The sequence below is a fragment of the Nocardia glycosmidis genome (assembly GCF_052545115.1).
Genome location: NZ_JBQWRH010000003.1, coordinates 131,296 through 147,030 on the forward strand (window position 1 = coordinate 131,296; position 15,735 = coordinate 147,030).

Annotated in this window: 6 protein-coding genes (1 of these 6 only partly in view); 4 read left to right on the forward strand and 2 right to left on the reverse strand. The window is 68.0% G+C overall.

The window, feature by feature from the left end; all coding sequences use genetic code 11:
- A protein-coding gene (locus tag ACT86A_RS04835) for an alpha/beta hydrolase (RefSeq protein ID WP_445090775.1) crosses the window boundary here: on the forward strand, positions 1-10,159 show its 3' portion. It extends 20,747 nt beyond the left edge of the window; only the last 10,159 of its 30,906 coding nucleotides appear in the window; the start codon falls outside the window, past its left edge; the stop codon is at positions 10,157-10,159.
- Positions 10,160-10,382: 223 nt separating this feature from the next.
- Here ACT86A_RS04835 and ACT86A_RS04840 read toward each other — a convergent pair whose 3' ends face one another.
- Positions 10,383-11,732, reverse strand: coding sequence for an MFS transporter (locus ACT86A_RS04840; protein WP_445090776.1), 1,350 nt, complete (start codon positions 11,730-11,732; stop codon positions 10,383-10,385).
- 234 nt (positions 11,733-11,966) lie between these two features.
- Entirely contained in the window at positions 11,967-12,641 is a 675-nt protein-coding gene (locus ACT86A_RS04845; protein WP_445090777.1) for a response regulator transcription factor, read from the reverse strand.
- A gap of 401 nt (positions 12,642-13,042) precedes the next feature.
- Between ACT86A_RS04845 and ACT86A_RS04850 the strand changes: the two genes are divergently transcribed.
- The 3 genes from ACT86A_RS04850 to ACT86A_RS04860 all read left to right on the forward strand — a co-directional run bounded on the left by ACT86A_RS04850 (position 13,043) and on the right by ACT86A_RS04860 (position 15,719).
- Positions 13,043-14,641: a hypothetical protein gene (locus ACT86A_RS04850; protein ID WP_445090778.1), complete on the forward strand. Its 1,599-nt coding sequence runs from the start codon at positions 13,043-13,045 to the stop codon at positions 14,639-14,641.
- 189 nt (positions 14,642-14,830) lie between these two features.
- Positions 14,831-15,148 (forward strand): hypothetical protein, encoded by a 318-nt coding sequence (locus ACT86A_RS04855; protein ID WP_068056970.1) that lies wholly within the window; start codon positions 14,831-14,833, stop codon positions 15,146-15,148.
- A 76-nt stretch (positions 15,149-15,224) separates the two neighbouring features.
- Positions 15,225-15,719 (forward strand): YbaB/EbfC family nucleoid-associated protein, encoded by a 495-nt coding sequence (locus tag ACT86A_RS04860; RefSeq protein WP_445090779.1) that lies wholly within the window; start codon positions 15,225-15,227, stop codon positions 15,717-15,719.
- Positions 15,720-15,735 lie beyond the last annotated feature (16 nt).

Consider the following 15,735-nt stretch of genomic DNA (forward strand, 5'->3'; position numbering starts at 1 on the left):
TCCGAGTCCGGTCGGCGCCGCTGATCCGACGGTGCACCTCCCGAGGCCCGTCGGCGCCGACGGGCCGACCGTCGACCTGGGTCGCCCCGGTCCGGAAATCGGTGCGTCTCGGGCGGCCGGTCCGCAGGACCCTGCCGATCCGCGGGTGTCGAATTGGCGCGGTGGTCCGGATGCCGAACGGACGCAGCCGGTTCGATCGCGGAACACCGCGCCCGGTGATCCCGACGGCGACCCCTCGGACAACGGTGTGCCGCCTGACGGCGGTGACACGAACCAGGGTCCGGCCGATGCCATCGGTGACGACCCGACCATCGATCTGCGCCGCGGCGCCGAGAACGTCGAGCGCGACGCACACGGGCGACCGGTGGATTCGCAGGGTGAACCGCCTGCACAGCAGGACGAAACCACACGGCCGATCCGCCGCGACGAGCAGCGGGACGAGGCGGACAACCCCGAACAGGACGGCAGCGCCGAAACCTCCGAGGACCGCTACGAGATCGACAACCCGCAGTTCGGTGCACGACTGCGGTACGGCTTCGAGAACTGGGACGCGGTGGTCGACGCGCTCGCCCCGGACGAGCGTGCGGTGCTGGAACGCATCGCTTCGTTGAACGCCGACGGCAACCGATTCCGGGCCGCGATCGACGCCGCCTTGCGCGGTGATGCGGAACTTACACTCGAACTGGCCGCGGCCGTCGACATTCTCGACGACGTCCTCACCCGCCTCCGCCTTCCCGATACCGCGGTGATGACCTACGTCCGGCCGGAGAATCCGCTGGATATGACCGGCGACGTGGTCGGTTCGCTGCACCGGATCGCGGAGTTCCCGCAGGTTGCGCTCGGCGAGACCCCGCCGGTCGACGGCGGCCGCTTCCACCTCGAGCTGACCGTCCCCGCGGGCACGCCCGCCCTGTTCATGAACCGCTTCCTGCCGTCCGGCATGCCGGTGCCGGTCGTGATGCTCGGCCGCGGCCTGAACTGGCGCGTCGACTCGGTGCACAGCCTCGGCAACGACGGTCACTGGTTGATCCGAGCCACCGTGGTCCCCGACGCGGGCTCGCCCGTCGAGGTCGGAGGCCGCCGTGCGCCGGGAGATGCGCCGACGACCGGCAATGAATCCTCCGAAGCTGCCGTACCCCAGTCTGATTCGGCGACCGGACGCACCGGGCTACCCCGCTCCGAATCGCCGGACTCCGACCACGCCGTACCGTCGGCCTTCGAGCCGGGCCCGGTTCGAATCGATGACGAATGGTCGCGTATCGGTGACCGTGATCGGATCGCGGCGGTGCTGCGTGCACGTCACGGGCTCGGGATCGAGGGCTTCGACCTGGACGGACTCGATATCGAGACCGCCAGGGAGGCGGCGCGGGCGCTGGACGAGATGCTGTCGATGTATCCCGAGATCGACCTGAGGAATTTCGCTTTCGGCCCGTTGCGGGGTCCGAGGTCCGACGCGAAAATTGTCGGGGAGACGGTTCCTGGCATCGGCAGGGACTTCTCGCCGGAAGCACGACGGCGCGGGTTCTACCTCAACTCGGAGTGGATCACGATCAACCAGCGCTATGCGACGGATGCGTCGGAGCTGGCGAGATTCGCCGAAAAGGCACTGCGCAATGGTGAATGGCCCGTCGGGGCCGACCGCGTCGTGTACTCGGCAATTGTCCACGAACTCGGCCATGCGCTGGACAACGCTGGTGAGCGGCGCGCCCAGCATCGCGCGATGGACGCGCTGCGCCAGCACTACGCGGCCACTCGACCGCAGGCCGACGCCGACGGATTCCGTAGCTGGCTCCACCAACTCAGCGGCTACAGCTTCGACGAGGACGGCCGTTTCGATCCCGCCGAAGCGCTCGGCGATGCCTTCCTCGACGTGGAACGCAATGGCGTACGTGCAAGCGAGCCCGCGCGCGTGCTGCATCGGATCCTGGTCGAGGAGGCGCGAGCTCGCATCGGTATGCCGCCGCAATATCTCGACCCCGCGCCGCACGTCGACCTGAATTCGGGCACCTTCGATCCCGATTTCGTCGCCGCGGCACGCGATCAGCTGGCGGGTTCCTCGCCCGCGGACAGGCCGGCCGAGGTGACCCCGCGACCGGAATCGGACGAGCAGCCGCAGCCCAAGAAGCCGATGCGACAGCGGATCAGGGAACGGTTCGGCAGAGGAAGGGCGGAGGACGGCGATGCCGTGGCGGTGCCGGAGTCCGCCGCCGATGGGGGTGGGAAGAAGCCGCCGCAGGAGCCGCCGGTGCCGGATCCCGGTGAGCCGCCCGGTGACGGCGCGGAAGGGTCCGCGCCGCAGCCTGATCCGAATGCCGACAACGAATCGGGTCCGGACGAGGACGGTGATGGCGCGGGCAGGTCGGCGCGGCCGGAGCCGACACCGGATTCCGACTCCTCGGGCGCTGCCCGCCGGGTGCCCACCGAGCCGTCTGCTCCGCCCGTCCAGCAGGGCACCGCGGCCGAACCGCCGGATCCGCACAATCCAGGAGGGTCGGGGTCGAAATCCGCGACCGGCGAAACCCGCCCGCACACCATCGAGGTCGACGGTGAGCAGGTGCCGGTGCGTCTGGTCGACGAAGGCTCGGGTGACTGGCGGGTCGAACCACCCGTCGTCCGTCCGGAGGCGCCCGCTCCCGAAGCGGCACCCCTGCCCACCTCGAAACCGCCCGCTACGCCTGAGCGACGTCCGAACCTGGTGCGCCGCAAGTGGACTCAGCTAACGAACGGATTCGCCGGGCACGCACCGAAATATCCGTCCGGGTCCGGTGTGGACAGCGCCGGACAGTCGGTGGTCGCGCACGAAGCGAACGTGCCGCTGATCAAGCACACGCCGGAAGGCGATGTGTTGCAGACGAAATTCAACCCCGCGCGCATCCTCAAAGAGGGTGCGACGATGTGGCAGAACCGGGAGCTCATCCCGTTCCTGAACAAGCTGACCAGCCGCATCCCGGACCATGCGGGCGACCCGCCGCCTGCCCGCTCCCGCAACGGCGAGGAATACCGCCCGTGGCTGGACGAGGCGGACCCGGAACAGGTCCGCCAGGAAACCGGCGAAGATGTCGAGGAGCTGCGCAGGCAGGCCGACGCCGAACAGCCGAAGCAAGAGCAGGCGCCCGCCCCGGAACGGGTGCGGTACGAGCCGAACCCGAATGCCACCGGCCGGTTCGCCGACCTGTCCCGTGACCTGGCCGATGCCGCCAACCTGCGCGAGGACTTGGCCGCCGACCTGATCGCCGCCGTCCGCGACCTGGGCGCCGACCTGGGGCCGGAAGTGACGCCGGAATCGGTCCGGCAGGCCTTCGAGGTGCTGCGCTACCACCAGGCCCGCCGCATCGGGGCGCTGGCCGGGCTCGCCGAGGCCGCCGCCCGCTACGACGCCGAGAACCGCCGCATCCCCTATAGCACCGAAGTCAGCTTCTTCGACTCCGATCCGATGACTCGGTTCCTGCATGAGGTCATCCACGCCAACGACCGTTCCACCACCCTGCTCGATTGGAAGGGTGTCAACAACGGTGGTGAGCCCGGCCGGGACTGGGGCGATCTCAACTACACCGATCAGCCAGGAACCGACGAGGGCAACCCGACCTACTTCGAGAACGCGCTGCGGCGCGACCAGATTCGCGACGAACGCGCCGTCTGGGCGCAGCTGCTCGGCACCGATCTCGGGCAGCTGGACACGCATCCCCGGCGCGCGCTCGCGGCGGCGATCGATCACATCGGCGCGCAGGCCCGCGGTCTCGCGGATATCGACCAGCAGATGCGGAACTATCTGCGGGTGGACGGCGAGGTCGCCGACTTCACGCGTCAGCTCGCCGATTCGGGGCTGCGCGCGTCGGTCGAATCGGACGGTGGGTTCCTGCTGACCGGCGTGGACGGCATCGGAATCCTGCCCGGGGAGGCCGGGCAGAAGCCCAGGCTGCTGGTGTTCGACGGAGGCCTGGACCACGAAATGGTGCTGGCCGATGCCCTGCGGAAGCATCCCGAGCTCGCGCAGGCGGTCAACGACGGGCTGGTCGATGTCGTGTTCCGGATCGCACATGCCGAGCCGGACGAGTTCACGCGCCTGTTGGACAGTGAACTTATTGCGGTGCGGCACATTCGGCAGGAGATCGACGGGCGCGTCCTGGACGCCACCGTGGTGCGCGACGATGACGGTGCGTGGCGTCCGCTCTATTACAACGCGCCGGCGGAAACCGATCAGCGGCCGCAACTATTCCCAGAAGGATGGTCCCGCGGCGAAGTCGAGATGGCGAGGCAGGAACTGGCGAACCGCCTGGGCATTCCGGAAGGGGAGCTCGACAACCCCGAGGCGCTCAGGCAATGCATCGGGCAGCTGCGTGCCGAGAACGCGCTCCGCGCTTCCCAGATCGAAGCGATTATCGATTACGGCCGCACCGCTTGGGATATCGACGATTTCCACGCGCTCAGCGATGCGCGCTCCCAGCTAACGCACCGCCTCGGGTTGGCAACCGATCAGCTGACGCCCGAGCAAGTAGCCCGGGCGCTGGTCGAGGGCGATCTGGGTAGGGCACGCCGTCTGCAGGCCGTCGAGGATCTGGTCGACTACGCGAAACTACTGCGCGGCGCCGATTCCGGTGTGGTGGACGGTGCCCGGGATCGGCTTGCCGAGCGGCTCGGTGTCGGGCGTCGCCGGGGCCGGTTCCCGAAAGACCTGTTCCCGCGCAGCTACAAGAACTCCGAGATGAAGTACCTGCCGAACACGTCCGGCACCGACCCGAAGCGGTTGAACAAGGCGATTGCCGAGCTCGCCCGCAAAGAAAGCGAGCGCGAGAACCTGATCGACGCGGTCGCCGAATACTTCCGGACCATCAACGGGCTGGACCGTTTCGACCTGGTCCGCTACGGCGAGGACGCCGTGGATCCGCGCGTCACCGACGGTGAATTCCCGGTGCACGACAAGGCGATCGCCCACCTGCTCGAGGTCGTCGGCGATCTCGACATCCTCACCGATGCGCTCGAAGGCGCCGACATCCTCGACCGATTCGGCATTCTCGGCGCGCACACTGGACCCGCACCCGAACCCCGCGCCAACCCCGACTTCACCCGGACGGTCGGTGTCGAATTGCCCGAACCGGCGCGGCCCGGCGATACCCCGGAAGAGGTGGCCGCGAAAGCCGCACGGTGGGCGAAGGTCTACGAGGTCTACCGCGACGGCAAGATCGATCAGAAGGAACGCCTCACCCCCGAACAGCTGGTTGCCGTTCAGACAGAATTGCGTGACGAAATCCAAAGCCGCGCAAACGCTCTCGAGCTGCTGGAGGCTCTGAACCGCCGCGCCGACGAACTCGAGGCCGAAGCGCAGCGCCCCGCCCGCATCGCCCAGCTCCTGGCCGAACGCAACGCCGCGATCGCCGAACGCGACGCCGCCCGTGCCGCCCTCGACGCCGCCACCGCCAACTTCCGCCACAGCCCCGGCGAAGCCGCGGCCGCGAAACTCGGCGCGGCAGCCAAGCGGTACACCGACGCCGAAGCCGACGTCAGCCTGGTGGACGCCGAACTGGCCGCGACCCAACCGGCAACTCGGCCGAATATGCCAACGATGGGAGGGATATCGCCGCAGCGTCGATCGGGTGTGTCACCTGTCGGTGGAGTACCGCGGCAGGGGCCGCCGGTCGACCCACGTGTGGCGTGGGCGCAGCCGATAGCCGATGAGGGTGTTGTTTCGGCGGCGCCGCTGGTTGGGGCGGACGTGCCGACTCCGGAGGCGCGGGCCGAGCTGGAGCGGTTGTGGGGTGCGCGCGCCGAGACGGTGGCGCGGCGGGAGGAATTGCGGGATATCCGCCGGGTGCTGGCCGAACTGCTGGCCGAAGCGGATCCCGGAGGTCCCGAGGCGGCGGCGCCGGCGCGGGCGACCGAGCGGCTCGAGGCGGCGGAAGCCGAGGTGGCGCGGCTCGATGCGGAGATCGCCGAGCAGGAGCTCGCCGGTACGCCTGAGGCCGTCCTCCAGGAGTTGATGCGCAAGCGTGCGCAGTTGGCGGCCGAACGGGCATTCTGGCGGGCCAAGCGAGATGATCGGTTTTCCCGATTCCGGGATATCCCACTGCCGGTCCGGAACCCGAACGAGGCGCTGAACCAAGCGAATCTGGCAAATACGCTGCAACACCTGGAGAACGGGATCGTTCGTACCCGCGATGTCGCCGGTACCGGTGAGGAAAGTGCCACGCGAGCAGAGGAATTGGTCGGGCCCGATGAGATCGCCCGCCGTCGTGAGCAGATCTTCAACCTGCAGGACGCGGCGCAACGCTTCAACGAGGCGGATTCTGAACTGGCCGAACTGGATCGGCAGATTGGCGCACTCGGCCGGGTCGGCGTCGCGGAGCCCGAACTTTCGCAACAGGTTCAGGCCGAGCTCGATCGCCTCGCCCGCGAACGCGCGCAAGCCGTGCTCGCGTGCAAGCCGTGGCGGTTGATGCGGACCGACCTTGCGCACCGGCTCCGAGTCGACGAAAGCCGTCTTGGTCCACAAGATTTGGACCTTATCCTGGACGAGGTGGCGAACCGGACGATCCGCGCCGACAAGGCGGACGAGCACGTCCGCAATATCGCCCTGCTGCGGGAGGCCGCCACCCGCGTCAGCCAGGGTGAACAGCTCGTGCACCGAATCCAGGGCCAGATGGCCGAATTGGCGGGTGCGGGCCGCGACATCCTCGACGCGCTGGGTGTGCGCCCGATCAATCCCGGCGAAGGACATCCGCGCGTCGGACTCATCGAGGGCGAGAATCCGCGCATCATCGTGGTCGCGCCGATCGGGCCGGACGTCCATCCGCGCGTCGATCACGATGCCGCGCTCGCCGCCGCGATTCGCTCGGAGCCCGCTGTGGCCCAAGCGATGGCGCGCCGCGAAACCCGCATCGAGTTTTGCTGGATCGTCGCCGGGCACGATGCACCGGTGCGGATCGCGCGGATGCCGGCGCCGAGCCGCGAGTTCACCACGCTCCCGGCGATGGCTGGGCGCCCGCCGCTGCACATGGTGCGCTGGCAGAACGGCGAAGGCAGCTGGCATTTGCTGGAGCCGCGCAGCGGCGACGCCGGCACCGGCGGCCCGACCGTGCCGAAAGCCTATGAGGAACGCCTGCTGCCCGAAGGCGTCAGTGGGTGGGGTATGGCGCCGGTCGAAGCGGCGATCGTCGACCCGTTCGTCGGCAACGGCCCTGGTGTGAACGAAGCGTTCCTGCCTGCCATCCCCGGTGGCTCACCGGTCGACAACGGCATGCCCACGTACGAACTGCCGTTCGCCGACCTGGCCTACAACATCCTGCGGCTCACCCTGGAACCGGCGAAACTGTTCGGCTTCACCTGGTTCAGCGATAAAGAGCATCCGGGCCGGATCACACCGGGCTTCAAGGGGCACCCGTGGTTCCGGGCGCCGAAACGCGACGTGCAGCCGATGGCGCGGGAATACCAGCTGCCCGAACGTGTCCCGGACAACGGTGAACGGGGCGAACTGTTCAAGCAGCGCCAACTGGCGGAACAAGAAGCCTGGCAGCGGGTGCAGGACTGGGCCGACGCAGAATACCGGCGGTATGTCGATGACGACGGCGATATAGACGCCATCACCAACAACCTCCACGGCCATCCGGCGGCCCAGGGCGCGGCGCGTGCGGTGCGGGCCGCCGTGCTCGTGGATGTGATCGCGAATGTCATCGACGACTACGCCGCCGGACTCGTCGAGGTAACGCACCGCAGCCCCGACGATCCGGCCCCCGACCTGATCCGCGCCGTCGAGGCGATTGCCGGGCATCTGGATCACGAAAGGCCCGGTGACGCAGCACGATTGGTCGACGACATTCGTGATGCCCTGACGGGCATCCGTCCCGATCGCGCGGCAATCGCGCGTGCGGTCGCCGAACGGCTCGACCACGCCGTTCCGGCGTTCTCCCACGAGGAGATCGCCCAGATCAAGAACCATCTGATGCGCGATCAGCATCTGCGCATCGACCCGCGCGACGGCGTGCCGCGCCGCCTTCCGCTGGACCCGGTCGCCGATGTCGCCGAAGCCTGGAACCGGCTCATCGCGGGTGGCGACAACATCCTGCCCGCCGATATCCTCCTGCTCCAGGACGCTCTGGCCGAATCCAACTACCTGCGCGCCCACCCGTACGGCGCCGCCTGGCGCGACGCCAACCAGTACGCCATCCGCATCGGCTTCGACTGGGATGCCGCCCGCCCACCCCTCACCGACTGGCGCAAGGGCATCAAATACGCCCCCGCCGCCCTCGGCCCCGACAACCTCCTCCCGCCACGCCCCGAAATCGACCCCGACGACCCCGACCCCCTCCCACCCGGCCCCCGCCACCGACTCCCGACCAACCCCCAGGGCCCGGTACACCACACCCCGGAACTCCCGGCAAACGCACCCACCCAACCGATTCCGCGTCCAGACAATCGGACCGTAGAGCCATCGTCGCCGGATAACGTTGATTCTCAGACAATTCCGCACCCGAGCGGCCAGACCGTCGCACTGCTGTTTCCGGATGGAGTGGATCAACAACCGATTCTGCGTCCGGGCGACCCGGCAGTCGATCCGCGGACGGTGCATTGGCCTGGTGGTGGTGCGGTGGAGTCCGATCAGAGTAGCGACGGGTCGATGCCGGAAGCCGTTGCGTCGTCGGCGGTCGGGTCGGTCGATCCGCGGGCGCAGTCGCGGTCCGAGGGTGGGGCGCAGGCCGAAGGTGGCGAGCGGTCGGAGGGCGGCGAAGGTCGGCGGCGGACCGAGGGGGAGCAGCGTTCGGAGGGAGGCGAGCGGCGTTCGCGGCCCGACGGTGGTGCGCGGGCGGGTCTCGCGGCCGGAAGTGGCGCGGAGGACGATCGCGACCCTCGGACGCCACCGCCGGTACCGCCGAACCCGCCCGTGCCTCCTTTGCCGCAGCCGCCGTTGCCTCCGCAACGGCCGGTGCCGCCGGTGCCTCCGCAACCGCCGGTGCCTCCGCTCCCGGAGATTCTTCCGCTGCCGCAACCTCCGCTTCCGGAGGTCCCGTCGCTGCCTGTGCCTCCGGTACCACCCGTGTCACCGGAGCGACCGGTCCCGCCGCTTTCGCCATTGCCGGAGCCGCCGTCGTCGCAGCCGTTCCCGCCTGCTCAGCCACCGGTACCACCGATCTCGCCGTGGCCCGCGTCGCCGTTGCCGGAACTTCCGGTGCCTTCGGTTCCGCCTGTGCCGCCGCAGTTCCCGGTTTCGCCTGCGCCGGAGTCTCCGTTGCCGCAGCCGTTCCCGCCTGGGCAACAGGTGCCGCTGGCACCGCCGCCGCAGTGGCAGGCGCCTCCGATCCCGGAGGTTCCGGCAGTTCCACTGCCGCCCGCTTCGCAGCCGCAGGCTCCGCTACCGGAACTCCCGGAGCGTCCGGAATTGCCGCTACCGCCGGGGCAGCCGGGGTCGGGCAATGGATTCGGTCTCCCGGGTTCGCCTGGGACCGGGTACTACGACGCGCCCGCACCGGATCGGCAGGATTCGCCCGCGCCGCAGTACGACTCGCAGTCGAACGGCTTCTACGGTGGCGAATCCGCCGGGCAGACCGGCGATCAGCGGGTGCCGTGGTCGTCGAACGGTCATGCCCAGCCGAATGGCGTGAACGGTCACTCCGGTAACGGTTTCCCGGCCTCGAATGGTTCGGAGGCAGGTGCGATGGGCGCGCCCGGGATGCCGGGTACAGCGGCACCGAGTGCGCATGTGCGTCCTTCCCGGGCGGTGCCACGTGCCTCGGTGTTCGGCAACGGGCGCGGTCCCGGTGGCGAGAGCGCACAACCGCGGGGGAACACGATCGTCGTCCGGTCGCACACCGGGTTCGGTGAGTTCTCCGAACTGGATTTGGGTACCGGTGATCTGCGCGCCATGAACACGGGACTCGGTCCAGTGGGTGGCGTCTACGGCACCGTGGGTGAGACACGGTTGGTGTTCTACCGTGACCGCGGTCGGCTCCTGCTGCGCGTCGCCGGGCGAACGATCGACCTCGAGGACGGGCATGTCACCGTCGGGTGGGATCGAATCAACGAGCGCACAACACGTTTCGCCCTGTCGATCGCCGGCTCCGTGCTGTGCGACGTGCGTTACCCCGCTGTGGCGCCCGATCTCGATCTCGGGATGCTGATCCGCGACGTGCTGTCCGACCCGGCTCGCCGCGAACGCATCTTCTCCGCGTGATCACCGGCCCGTCGGCGGGATCCGTGTCTGCTGTATCCGCCACGCTCCGTAATCTTCTCGGGGCCTGACCGGCTCAGGCGTCGGTGAAGGTCGCTGGTTGCCGAGTCGTCGGCGTGGCTCACGCTGACCAGTGCGGGCGCTATCACCAGTCTTCGACTGGGCAAGCCGTACGCACCGATCTTCGGAAATCGAAGGATCGGTGCGTAGGCGTTTCGGTTCCGCGTCACGCCACCGGGACTTCGGCCGTGTCCTCCTGCGTGGCGTTGTCGGCGCGCTCGGCCTCGAGGACCGAGGTCGCCGAGGTCTCCCGCATGAAGTAGTAGATGCACAGCGAGATCGCGATGCATGCGGCGACGTAGTAGAAGAACACCGATTCGTGCCCCGCCTTCTTCAGCGCGAGCGCGATGGGTTCGGCCGTGCCGCCGGCGATCGACACCGTCAGTGCGTAGGGCAGGCCGACGCCGAGCGCCCGGATCCTGGTGGGAAACAACTCGGCTTTGACGATGGCGTTGATCGAGGTGTAGCCGGTGATGATCAGCAGCGTGAGCATCATCAGGCCCCAGGCGGCGACCGGGTTCGAGGTGCGCGCGAGCACGGTCATGATCGGGACGGTGCACACCGTGCCGGTGATTCCGAAGAACAGCAGCAGCTTGCGTCGGCCGATCTTGTCGGACAGGGCGCCTGCCAGCGGCTGGATCACCACGAACACCAGCAGCGCGACGAAGTTGATCCAGGCCACCGTGCCCTTGGAGATACCGGCTGTGTTGATCATGAACTTCTGCATGTAGGTGGTGTAGGTGTAGAAGGCCACCGTGCCGCCGAGGGTCAGGCCGACCACGACCAGGCATTCACGCGGGTATTCCAGCAGCACGCGCAGTGAGCCGCGCTTCTTCTCTGGCGCCGAGGTGTCAGAGGCGGCGGCTTCGTAGTGCGACGACTCGTCCATCCCACGGCGCAACCACATGATCGCCACCGCGCCCGCCGCGCCGATCACGAACGGAATGCGCCAGCCCCAGCTGTTCATCTGCTCCGAGGTGAGGATGTGCTGCAGGATGATCTGCACGCCGAGCGCGGTGAGCTGACCGGCGACCAGGGTCACGTACTGGAAACTCGAGTAGAACCCGCGCTTGCCCGGGGTCGCCACCTCCGACAGATAGGTTGCGCTGGTCGCGTATTCGGCGCCGAGCGACAACCCCTGAAGCAGGCGCGCGATCAACAGAATGACCGGCGCAGCGATGCCGATGGCGTGGTAGCTCGGTGTGACCGCGATGATCAGCGAACCCGCGGCCATTATCGTCACCGAGAGCGTCAACGCGGTCCGGCGACCGGCCCGATCGGCGTACTTGCCCAGGAGCCAGCCGCCGATCGGTCGCATCAGGAAGCCGAGCGCGAAAATAAGTGCCGATTGCAGGAGTTGGGCGGTGGAATCGCCCGAAGGGAAGAACGTCTTCGCGAAGTAGATGCTGAACGCCGCGTAGACATACCAGTCGTACCACTCGATCAGGTTGCCTAGCGATCCTCGGATCACGTTGCCGACGACCCTGCGTTCACCGGCGGCTTGTGTCGCAGTCATGTTGTCCTCCTTCAGACTCCGCACACATATCGGGCACTCCTACTGTGCCGCCGGTCACCTGGGGCATAACCGCGGTTCGTGAAATACCTAACCGTCCCTTAGTCAAGAGTTGTCCCCGACCCTGTGGCCACCGCTGCCCGCACCGCATTCGCCGGTCGACTCGGCGGCACCGACATCGGCGCCCGGAAAGCGCCCGCCTGGCGCCTGTTCCTGGTACGTGGATCGCAGTAGCCGTCAGGGATACGGAGACTCCGTTTCCCATCGGTACCCGTAGCCGCGGATGGTGGTGATGAGGTCGGGGCGTTGGAGTTTGGCGCGCAACGCGGCCATGTGGACGTCGAGGGCGCGGGAGACGGCGGCGAAGGCGTCGCCCCAGATGCGGTCCATGAGTTGCTGGCGGCTGACGGCGGAGCCCGGGCGTTCCAGGAGGACGCGCACCAGTTCGAATTCCTTGTGGGTGAGCGTGATCGGGGTGCCCGCGACTTCGACGGTGCGGGCTTGCAGGTCGACGCGGACGTCTCCGGTCACCACCACCAGCTGAGCGGGGGCGGTACGGGTACGGGCGCGGCGGGTGACGGTTTCCAGGCGCGCCACCAGCTCGCCGACGCGCGGCGGCTTCGTCAGGTAGTCATCGGCTCCGGCGCGCAGAGCGCGGATGACGGCGCGTTCGCCGCTGCGCGCGGTGAGGATCAGCACCGGCACCGAGCTCACCTCGCGGAGATTGCGCAAAACTGCCAGGCCGTCCATATCGGGCAGGCCGAGGTCCAGGATGACGGCGTCGTAGCGGTCGTGGGTGAGCAGCAGGTCGGCGCCGCGCCGCAGATGGTCGGCCTGATAGTCCTTGGCGCGCAGCGCCGCGACCAGGGCGTCGCCGACTCCGAGGTCATCTTCGACTATCGCAAGTCTCACGCACAGATACTCGCAAATCGGGGTTCCGTCCGCAGGGGTATTGGGTGGCGGGGACCGGCAGGCTCGAGACCTTGACACGTTCTTAGGGAAGTCACCGCTCATGGGCGAGACTCGAGCTGCCGGGTGCGAGAGAATTCCTTCCCAGCTGCTTCCTTCGAAGGAGCCGATGACCAGCACCCCGGTCCGCCAGCAGCACCGCGGCCTTGTCCTGCCCTACGAAGGCCGGCCGAGGTCCGCCACGGCCGATCCACAAATCCTGCTGAGGGATGCGGGTTTCGGCTGCCGGGTCGCTTGTCGACATCCTGTGTGAGGATGAAGGATGGCAAGTCGGCTCTAGCCTGTAACCGGACGCCCCGTCGGGATTTCGGATCCGGGTGCGTGGATGAGGAGATAGCTGCACCGTGACCAGCCCAGAACGCCCGAACGACGAGGCGCGCGACAACCAGGTCCCCGGCGATCAGCAGCCGAATCTCACACCCGAGCAGCGCGCCGATGAGGAGTTCCGTCAGGAGTTCCAGCAGGCGTTCGAGGAGAGCAGCGACAAACCCGACGTGGAGTTCTCGCTGGGTGATCCCGAGCCGGAGCCGGAGCCCGAAACCGTGGACGCGGCTGAGCAGGCCCGCGAGATCGGCCACAATCTGGCCCGCGAACTGGCCACCGGCGCCCCGCAGGGCTGGTCCAGGCTGGACGTGGTGTTCGCTTTCACCGCGGTCGCCGAGGTCGCGCAGATCGTATTCAGCGATGATCAGGAGCGGTCGGTCCGCATCCAGCCGTCGGAGGCGGTGCTCGGGCTGGTGCGCAGGCACCGCGAGGTGTCGGCCGCCATGGGCGACGGCCCGTGGTGGCGGCTGCTGTTGCAGCTGACGCCAGCCGGTCAGCTGGAGATCGACTATGACTACGGTGACGAGCCGTTCCCGGACGATCACCTGTTCCCGGCCGAGGTGTATCAGGCCGACCTGGAAGCCAATCCGCGGGAGCGGCTGCCGGTGTGGCTGGCCGCGTACGTGAGCCACGGCAACCGTCAGTCCCGGACACCGGCCGAGGCTGCCGCATGGTCGCGCGCGGATCGGGAAGCCGGTGTGCGCGGAACGATCTCGGAACGCGATTTCCCGGCGCTGCCCACGCTGTGGGCCCGCTGGGCGGTTCTGGCGGCCGCGTTCGTCGCCGTCGGTTCCGAGTGGGGGCCGCGTATCCTGCCCGCGCTCGGCTGGTTCGAAGGCGCCAAGCGGGGCGGCTCGACGCTGTACATGCTGCCCGGTGGCCGGGCCGTGCTCTCCGGTGGTGTCTGGAACGCGCCCGCCTTGGACGCGGCGTACAACGAGGGCGCGCAGCTGCCCGCGTACTACGCCGGTGCTCCGGCATGGGTGGCGAACCCGGTGCTCAATCCTCGGGCCGCCAGCGGTTTGCTGTCGTTCTGCTACTGGTGGGAGGGCGGTCGCTGGTACCGCGCCGAGTCGCCGACGGCCGATCAGCTCGCCGAGGCCGTGCCCGGCATCTGGACCGCGCAGACGGTGACCAATGTGATCGCCGGCCTGGTCGCCGCCGAGCCGACCGACGGCCAGGTCGCCGCCGTGGCCACGCTGGTCTCGGCCGCGGAAGCCGGTGTGGTGACCAGGGATACGCTGATCAGCGTCTTCGGTGACGAGGGCGACTACGATATCGACAGCGCTTTCTACCAGCTCACCATGGCCGGCGTGGCCACCACGCTGCCGGATCCGATGCCCGAGGACGAGGCCATCGATCAGGTGCGCCGCTACATTCTCGAGCGCGATCTCGACACCACCGGCTATCCGCTGGATCAGCTGCGGGCAGACCGGATCAGCTGCGGCTGGATGGTCTACGTGCCTACCGCGCCGGGCGAGATCGCCATCGGCCGCGCGCTGTTCTACATCGCCGATGACGGTGTGCTGGAGCAGTCCTCGTCCTCGATCGCGCCCTCGCGCTACATCGCGGAGTTCGAGCAGCGCTTCCAGGAGCGCAACGGGATGGTCGACGCCTGACCCGGGCTACCCACCCGTTGCGGGTTAACATCAGGGAACGGATCGATGGCGAATTTCCTTACGGGTTCTTAAGCTTTTCGGACCGGTGAATCGGCCCGCATCGTCGGCCGAGGTGCCAAAATGGTCGGAAAGCTCTGCTTACCAGCAACTTTGGCGGCTGGTACAAGCCTGTGAGATGAGAGGTGCACTGTGGACGTCGAGAGTTTCGTGGAAAAGCAGCGCATCGCGGGTACCGACACCGGCAAGGTGCGCGACCGCATGGACGAACTCGCCGATCGAGTGCAGGCGCAGCTGGATTCGCTGATCTCGATCGTCAGCTCCGACCCGGTCTTTGGCAAGAAGTTCATGGATGACCCGAAGGGTCTCAAATACCAGCTCGAAGGCGCTGTCGAGGGCACGCGGACCATGGCCAAGTCCTGGGGCAAGCTCTCCGATGGCCAGTTCCAGAACGCGACCAACGCCGAACGCGAGGAGCAGAAGCGCCGGGAGCAGTTCGAGAACATCTGAGCCGGACCGCTTGCTGGTAGTTGGCGGGCGGTCCACTCGGACCGCCATGAAAGTTTGTGGAGTGGGTGAGAACTAGATGGCCGGACGCGATGCCGAGATCGCCGGTGTGATGGAGGAATTCCGCACTCGCATCCGCGAGATTGCCGAGATGCAGCAGCAGCGGGTCAAGCTCACCGCCACTGCGAGCACAAGGGACCGGCAGATCTCGGTAACGGTGAACGCCAACGGGGTGGTCATCCAAACCAAGTTCGGCAGCGGCATCGACGAATACAGCTACGAGGACATCGCCAAATCCATCACTCGGCTGGCCCAGCAGGCCGCCGAGGATGTGTTCGATCAGAGCAAGCGAGTCATGGCGCCCTTGGCGCAGGAGCGGGCGCGGCTGCCCAAACTCTCCGACGTGATTCCGGGAATGCCCGACTTCCAGAGCGAGATCCCCACGGAGCCGCCAATTTCCGTCGCGCCACCGGGTGACGCCGAGCGCGAGGACGCGGAACTGGTGTTCACCGATGTGGAGACCCTCGAGAACAAGCCCGAAACCGGGAAGGGCGTCACCGACTCGGTTTGGTGACGTGCGCGCGGTTTAG

What these genes read in the sequence shown, in the direction of transcription:
- ACT86A_RS04860 (WP_445090779.1), top strand. Translation starts at nt 15,225, where the DNA reads ATGGCCGGACGCGATGCCGAGATCGCCGGTGTGATGGAGGAATTCCGC.
- ACT86A_RS04840 (WP_445090776.1), bottom strand. Translation starts at nt 11,732, where the DNA reads ATGACTGCGACACAAGCCGCCGGTGAACGCAGGGTCGTCGGCAACGTG.